The sequence below is a fragment of the Kitasatospora sp. UYEF31 genome (assembly GCF_057291755.1).
In genome coordinates this window covers 1-5,594 of sequence record NZ_JBXAWK010000115.1, presented here as the reverse complement: position 1 = coordinate 5,594, position 5,594 = coordinate 1, and the positions used below count along the sequence as shown (strand labels likewise).

The window sequence follows — 5,594 nt, the reverse complement described above, 5'->3', positions numbered from 1 at the left end:
CCACCCCCCAGGTCATGTCTTCGACAGGGGGCAACAGTCATGCCGGGCCCGGAGGCCAGCGGTCCTCTTGCAGGACCACGAAAAACATAACGGGGCCTCCGGCCGTAACACCTCGTAACCCCTCCTACACGATCTACGGCAGGGACACCGCCCCGTGCGGGGCCCACGTCCTGCGCGAACTGATCGCCGTCGGCGAGGATGTGACTTGGATTGCTTGATGTCGTGAATTACTGGGCGGTAAATGGCGCCTCGGTCATGAAGAAGCCGTTCCATCCAACGGGTACGTGTCCTTTCAGCGATGAAGCTTGCTGATGGTGCTGCGGGCATACCCACTGCGTTCGGCGATCTGTGCCGGTCCCAGCCCCGCCGCCTGCGCCAGCGTCACCGCCGCCCGCAGACTTGCCGCGGCATCCGCCTCCGCCTTCCGCGCGGCCCGCCGGTCCCGGTCGGCCGAAGCCAGCGCGCGGTGCGCGTGCACGGTCTTTCGGTCCAGGGTGTTCATCACCCCCGGCAGCCACACGACTTCCGCGCCACCGAACGCCTCGCGCAGCGCCTGCCGCAGTGCGACCGCGGCCGCCGGATCGTCGGTGGCGAACTCGTCGGTGTCCACCGGGAACGGCACCGCGTCGTCGTCGGTGAAACCTGAGTGCGCCACAACGTCCCCTGAAGCGTCGAGGACTTCGATATGCCAGGTGCCGAAACCGTCGACACCGAAGGACACCCTGACAGCGTGTCCGGCGGACCACCACGCGCAAGAAGAACAAACAGGGGGTGCCCGGTGAACAACCACGACCACGAGCCGCCACCGGTGTGGCTGGCCCCACCACACACCCACACCCGCACGGTGGTCACCGGCCGCCTGACGGCACTGGACGCCCACGGGGAACTGACGTCGGCGCACGTACGGCTGGCCGCCGCGGCTGTCGGGGCGGGGGAGCGCACGGTGTGGCGGTGGCTGGCCCAAGCCCGGGCCCACGGCCCAGCCCCCGCCCACGCCGCCCGGCGTTTTAAGATCACCGACGAGATCCGGCACCGGCTGGCACTGTGGGGCGCCAACGCCGCCGCGGCCCACCGCGACTGGGCCGCCCAGGCCGCCGCCGACCCCGCCGTCCCCACCCCGCCGTCGCTGCGCACCCTGCAGCGCGCGGCCCGCACAGACCTGACCGCCGGACAACGCGCCGGCCTGCGGGGCGGGGAAAAAGCACGCCGTGCCCACGACGTCTTCGGCCGGCGGCCACCCACCTGGCGCAACGCCTGCTGGGAAGGCGACCACAAACACCTGACCATCGACGTGGATCTGGACGGGCAGACCGTCCGCCCCTGGGTGACCTGGTTCATCGACTACGCGACCAAAGCGATCACCGGGACCGCCGTCACCCCGCACGCCCCCTCCCACGACGCGGTCCTGGCCGCACTGCGCACCGCACTGTCCCGCGACGAACCCACAGGCCCCTACGGCCCGATCGGCGGGCTGCCGCACCGCGTACGGGTGGACCGCGGCAAGGAGTTTCTTGTGCCGCACCGTCACCACCGCGCTGGGGGCGCTCGCCGTCCCGGTCCAGGACCTGCCCCCGTACACCCCGCACCTGAAGGGCACCGTCGAGGCGCTGAACAACGCGGTGGGAACAATGCTCCTGCCCTCCCTGCCTGGCCACCTGCCCCGGGCCCGCACCCTCCCCGCCGGCCGGCGGCCGGGCGGGGGCCTGCTGCCGTTCGAGGTCTTCGTCCGCACCCTGCTGGACTGGGTCCACTGGTGGAACACCGCACACCATCCGGCCGGGCTGGGAGGCGACCTGACCCCGCTGGAGGCGTGGAACGCCGACCCGACCCCGCTCGACGACGTGTTCGGCGGTCGGTTCGGGGTGCGGGTCTGAAGGATCAGCGGGTGATCGCCCGGATCCGGTCGGGGTCCAGATGCAGCTCGTAGGCGGTGTTGCAGTCGCTGGTTACCGTGCCGACTTCGGTGCCGCAGGGGCGCAGGTGGTTCATTCCGCTCTGCCCGTGGTGGCCGCAGCACCCTCCGTGTCCGTAGTCGGGGTGCCGCTGGAGGCCTGGTGCGTCGTCGGGGTGCAGAACCACCGTGTTTATGGGCCCCGCGGACACCAGGAATCCGTCGCCGTCGGGATCATCGAGACAGGGGCCGCCGGCGAAGACGTCCCGGCACTCGTCGGAGGGCACCAGAGGGGCTCCCCACGGCCCGGGCTCCACGGCGAAGAAGCCGAGGCGGCAGAGTGGGTGTGGCACGGCGTGAGCCGTCGGCTTTGGGGAGGCCGCAGTCGGCCGGTCGGGCCGGTATCGCAACCAGCTCAGTGAGAGAGCCGGTGATCGGATCACCGCAGGTTGCGCATACGAATACAGTCACCCGCAGTTCGTACCATCCATCTACGACCCTGCCAACGAGCTTTTCTGCAGGTCAGCGGGCGGCCAGGGCCTGGTCTTCGCACAGCGGGGCGGCGGTGCACTGCCATCGCCAGTCGTGTCCGAGCCCTGCGAGCAGCCGCGACTGCTCCTCGGTGAGTTTCGTCCGCCGCGTTTTCGTGTTGGTCAGCCACACTCCCGAGCTTCACTTCGACCGGCGTCCCGGAGTCGTCGAGGGTTTCGACGCGCCCGCGTGGGACCGCCACGGTGCGGCCGCCCCGTTGCCGTGCCGCCGGTGCCGCCCCGGCACCGGACGGAAGCTCAAGGGCCGGCCGGTTCGGGCCGATACGGCGATATGGGCAAGCGAAGCCGGAACCAGATCCTGAAGCAACAACAGCTCGACCGCGCCGCCATGGCGGCCGCCGAAGCACCGACGGGCCCGGGGCCGGACAAGATCGCCGTCCGCCGCGCGCAGCCGCAGGTGGTCGACGGCCGGATGTACATGGCCACCGGCCGGATGAGTGTGGCCGGCCTGGTGCCCGGCCAGCGTACGGCGATTGAGTTCGACTTCATCCGCAACATGTGCGGTCTGGCCGATGGGGAGATCACCGGCGAGAGCGCCGAGATCTTGGCCGCGGCCATGTTCGAGTACGCCACGAAGTCGGGCGCGTTCGACTTCGTACTGCGGCAGCCGGGAGTCGACCCGGTGGACAGTCCCCGGGAGTTCGTGGCGGCCTTTGGTCGTCTGAAGGCCGACGGTTTCCTCGGCTACGACGCCCTGGGCGGCTACATGAGCCTCCCGGCGGCACAGAGCTGATCCCGCTGATCCCCTCGACGGCCGCCGGACTCAGGAGGGCGGTGCGCTTTGGCAGGTCACCCCACCGGGGCTCAGAACCAGGTGCGTGCAGTTCGCGTCACGGGTGTCGATCGCCTCGTCGACATGGGCCAGGAACAACTGCAGGCCCCCCGTGGCGGCTGGGGTTCCGGGAAAGAGGGCTTGGGCGTCTTCGGCCGATTCACGGATCCGCGCCCCCAGCGTCCGCAAGGTCACGTGCAGGAGCAGGGGCGGGGTCAGCTCACCGCCGTCCCAGCGGCTGATGCGAACGCCCTGGTCGCCACCGAGGGGTTCGGCGAAACCCGCTCCGCTGTTCAGCCGGCGCATAAGCTCGTCGAACAATGCCTTGTCATCCATAGGTGACCCTCAGCGCCTCGGGTAGGCCGTGATGATGTTGTTCGACTTGTCCGCCACCGAGACGAGGGGTTTGTATTCGCCGACGGCCTTACCTTGATCGTCTTTGGGTGGTGTCAACCCGTGGAAGCACCACCTGATGATTCCTCCACCAGGAGCTTTTGCATCACTTCCTGCGGCGTCAAAAAGCCCAGGCACCGCCGGGGCCGGTTGTTGATCTCCTCGGCGATCGCCGTCAGGTACGGCTGGTGCGAGGTGATCGGCGTCCCCTTGGGCAGGTACTCGCGGATGATCCGGTTCGTGTTCTCGTTCGTCGGACGTCGCCAGGGCGAGTGCGGGTCGGCGAAGAACACCGGCAGTCCCGTCGCCAGGGTCACGGCCGCGTGCCGTCCCATCTCCGTACCCTGCTCCCACGTCAGCGACTCGCGCACCAACTCCGGGAGTCCTTCGACGTGTTCGATCAGGATGTCCGCGAGCGGCCCGGCCTTCTTCCCCTCGGGCAGGGCCAGGATCGCGCAGAACCGGGTCCGCCGGTCGACGAAGGTCACCGCGGCGCTCTTCCCACCCTCACCGATGATCAAATGCCCCTCCCAGTGTCCCGGGACCTTGCGGCCCAAAGCCTCGGCGGGGCGGTCGTGGATCGAACGCATGCCCACGATGCGCCCGCCTGACAGGCCGCCTTGCGGCGGGGGCGCCGGGTGGTGCCTTTTCCGGGCAGCAGGAAACCCAGGCGGGCGAGTTCACCCTTGGGCAGGGCGTAGATCCAGGTGTACACGGCCTCGTGGGAGACGGTCATACCGTCGGCGGGGATCGAACCTTCCATCAGTACACGTCCGAGGCGTACAACAACCTGTGTGACCGGTTGGGGGTGGTGCAGTCCATGGGGCGGGTGGGATCCGCGTTGGACAACGCCGCCGCGGAATCGTTCAACTCGCTTATCAAGGTCGAGTACATCCACCGGCAGAGTTTCGCCACCCGGACCGAAGCCCGCCTGAAGATCCCCACCTAGATCACCGGGTTCTACAACCCGCGGCGAAGGCACAGCGCGGCCGACGGCATGCCGCCGGAAGAGTTCGAACGGATCATCAGCCAAGCACGCGACCAGAGCGCACAGAGCTGCCAGGCCGCATAGAAGAGGTCTCTACGAAACCAGGGGATTGACAGTCATGCCGGGCCCGGAAGGTGCCGTCAAAGACGCTGATCAGAGGCCTGGCCGAAGTCCCCGCCCCCGTCCCGGTGTTCGTCGCCGACCAGCACACCGCGCACCGTACGCGCGATACGGAACCCGACGTCGTCGATCCGGAATGTCGGGTGGCTACGCCGTCGCACCGAGGCCCGGCAGCTCCAGTGTTCGTCGAACCATCCACCGCCGCGCAGCACCCGGTAGGTGTCGTAGACCTCGGCGTCGTAGATGTCCCAGCACCACTCCCAGACGTTGCCGAGCATGTCGTACAGGCCCCACACGTTGGGCAGTTTGCCGCCCACGTCGTGGATCCGCTCGCGCGAGTTGCCGCGGTGCCAGGCGATGTCGTCGAGCGGGCCGTACCGCGCTTCGGTCGTGCCGGAACGAGCTGCGTGCTCCCACTCGGCCTCAGTCGGCAGCCGGTATCCGTCAGCCGATGTGTCCCACGCGATGCCCTCCGCACCCTCGGTATTTGTGTGGAGGCGGTAGGCGGGCGTCAACCCCTCGCTTTGGGACAGCGCGTTGCAGTACCGGACCGCGTCCCACCAGGAAACGCCCTCCACGGGCAGCCGGTCGCCCCGGGCACTGCCCGGCCGTTGACCGGTGACCTGTGCGTACCGCGCCTGGGTGACGGGGACCGTCGCCAGCCGGTAGGCCGCAAGTTCGATCGACCAGCTCCGCTGGGTTCTCCGGTCCGACAGGGTCACCTGCCCCGGCGGGACGGGAATCATCTCGTTGCCTGCGATCACGTCCATGGACAGGCGATCGTACTAGTGCAGCGATTCATAAGTCCTTCGGGGGCTTGACGGTCACGTTCTGTGGCCGTCAAGCCGCCCGGTGGTACTCGTCCCGCAGTGCCCGCTC

8 protein-coding genes and 1 pseudogene are annotated in these 5,594 nt (G+C 68.9%); 3 read left to right on the top strand and 6 right to left on the bottom strand.

Features of this window, described 5'->3' with window-relative positions:
• Window positions 1-292 precede the first annotated feature (292 nt).
• A complete protein-coding gene (locus AC0Z36_RS29080; RefSeq protein WP_485466071.1) occupies window positions 293-721 on the bottom strand; it encodes a hypothetical protein in 429 nt (142 codons plus the stop codon).
• A gap of 790 nt (window positions 722-1,511) precedes the next feature.
• On the opposite strand from AC0Z36_RS29080, the gene AC0Z36_RS29075 reads away from it, so the two are divergent.
• Window positions 1,512-1,874, top strand: coding sequence for a hypothetical protein (locus AC0Z36_RS29075; RefSeq protein WP_485466070.1), 363 nt, complete (start codon window positions 1,512-1,514; stop codon window positions 1,872-1,874).
• 4 nt (window positions 1,875-1,878) lie between these two features.
• Here AC0Z36_RS29075 and AC0Z36_RS29070 read toward each other — a convergent pair whose 3' ends face one another.
• Window positions 1,879-2,178: a hypothetical protein gene (locus tag AC0Z36_RS29070; protein ID WP_485466069.1), complete on the bottom strand. Its 300-nt coding sequence runs from the start codon at window positions 2,176-2,178 to the stop codon at window positions 1,879-1,881.
• Window positions 2,179-2,413: 235 nt separating this feature from the next.
• A complete protein-coding gene (locus AC0Z36_RS29065; RefSeq protein ID WP_485466068.1) occupies window positions 2,414-2,554 on the bottom strand; it encodes a hypothetical protein in 141 nt (46 codons plus the stop codon).
• 159 nt (window positions 2,555-2,713) lie between these two features.
• Between AC0Z36_RS29065 and AC0Z36_RS29060 the strand changes: the two genes are divergently transcribed.
• Window positions 2,714-3,175 (top strand): hypothetical protein, encoded by a 462-nt coding sequence (locus tag AC0Z36_RS29060; protein WP_485466067.1) that lies wholly within the window; start codon window positions 2,714-2,716, stop codon window positions 3,173-3,175.
• A gap of 30 nt (window positions 3,176-3,205) precedes the next feature.
• On the opposite strand, the gene AC0Z36_RS29055 is transcribed toward AC0Z36_RS29060, so the two are convergent.
• Window positions 3,206-3,550: a hypothetical protein gene (locus AC0Z36_RS29055; RefSeq protein WP_485466066.1), complete on the bottom strand. Its 345-nt coding sequence runs from the start codon at window positions 3,548-3,550 to the stop codon at window positions 3,206-3,208.
• A 113-nt stretch (window positions 3,551-3,663) separates the two neighbouring features.
• Window positions 3,664-4,224, bottom strand: a pseudogene (locus AC0Z36_RS29050) (IS30 family transposase); the annotation flags it as partial.
• Window positions 4,225-4,328: 104 nt separating this feature from the next.
• Here AC0Z36_RS29050 and AC0Z36_RS29045 point away from each other — a divergent pair.
• Window positions 4,329-4,556, top strand: a complete 228-nt coding sequence (locus AC0Z36_RS29045) for an integrase core domain-containing protein (RefSeq protein WP_485466065.1) — start codon at window positions 4,329-4,331, stop codon at window positions 4,554-4,556.
• A gap of 179 nt (window positions 4,557-4,735) precedes the next feature.
• Here the strand turns inward: AC0Z36_RS29045 and AC0Z36_RS29040 are convergent, their stop codons facing one another.
• Window positions 4,736-5,485 carry a formylglycine-generating enzyme family protein gene (locus AC0Z36_RS29040; RefSeq protein WP_485466064.1) on the bottom strand — a complete coding sequence of 250 codons (750 nt, stop codon included), beginning with the start codon at window positions 5,483-5,485 and terminating at the stop codon, window positions 4,736-4,738.
• Between the last annotated feature and the right edge of the window lie 109 nt (window positions 5,486-5,594).

Bases quoted from the DNA above. Each gene is read 5' to 3' on its own strand.
- AC0Z36_RS29060 (WP_485466067.1), top strand. From the start codon at position 2,714: ATGGGCAAGCGAAGCCGGAACCAGATCCTGAAGCAACAACAGCTCGAC.
- AC0Z36_RS29055 (WP_485466066.1), bottom strand. From the start codon at position 3,550: ATGGATGACAAGGCATTGTTCGACGAGCTTATGCGCCGGCTGAACAGC.
- AC0Z36_RS29040 (WP_485466064.1), bottom strand. From the start codon at position 5,485: ATGGACGTGATCGCAGGCAACGAGATGATTCCCGTCCCGCCGGGGCAG.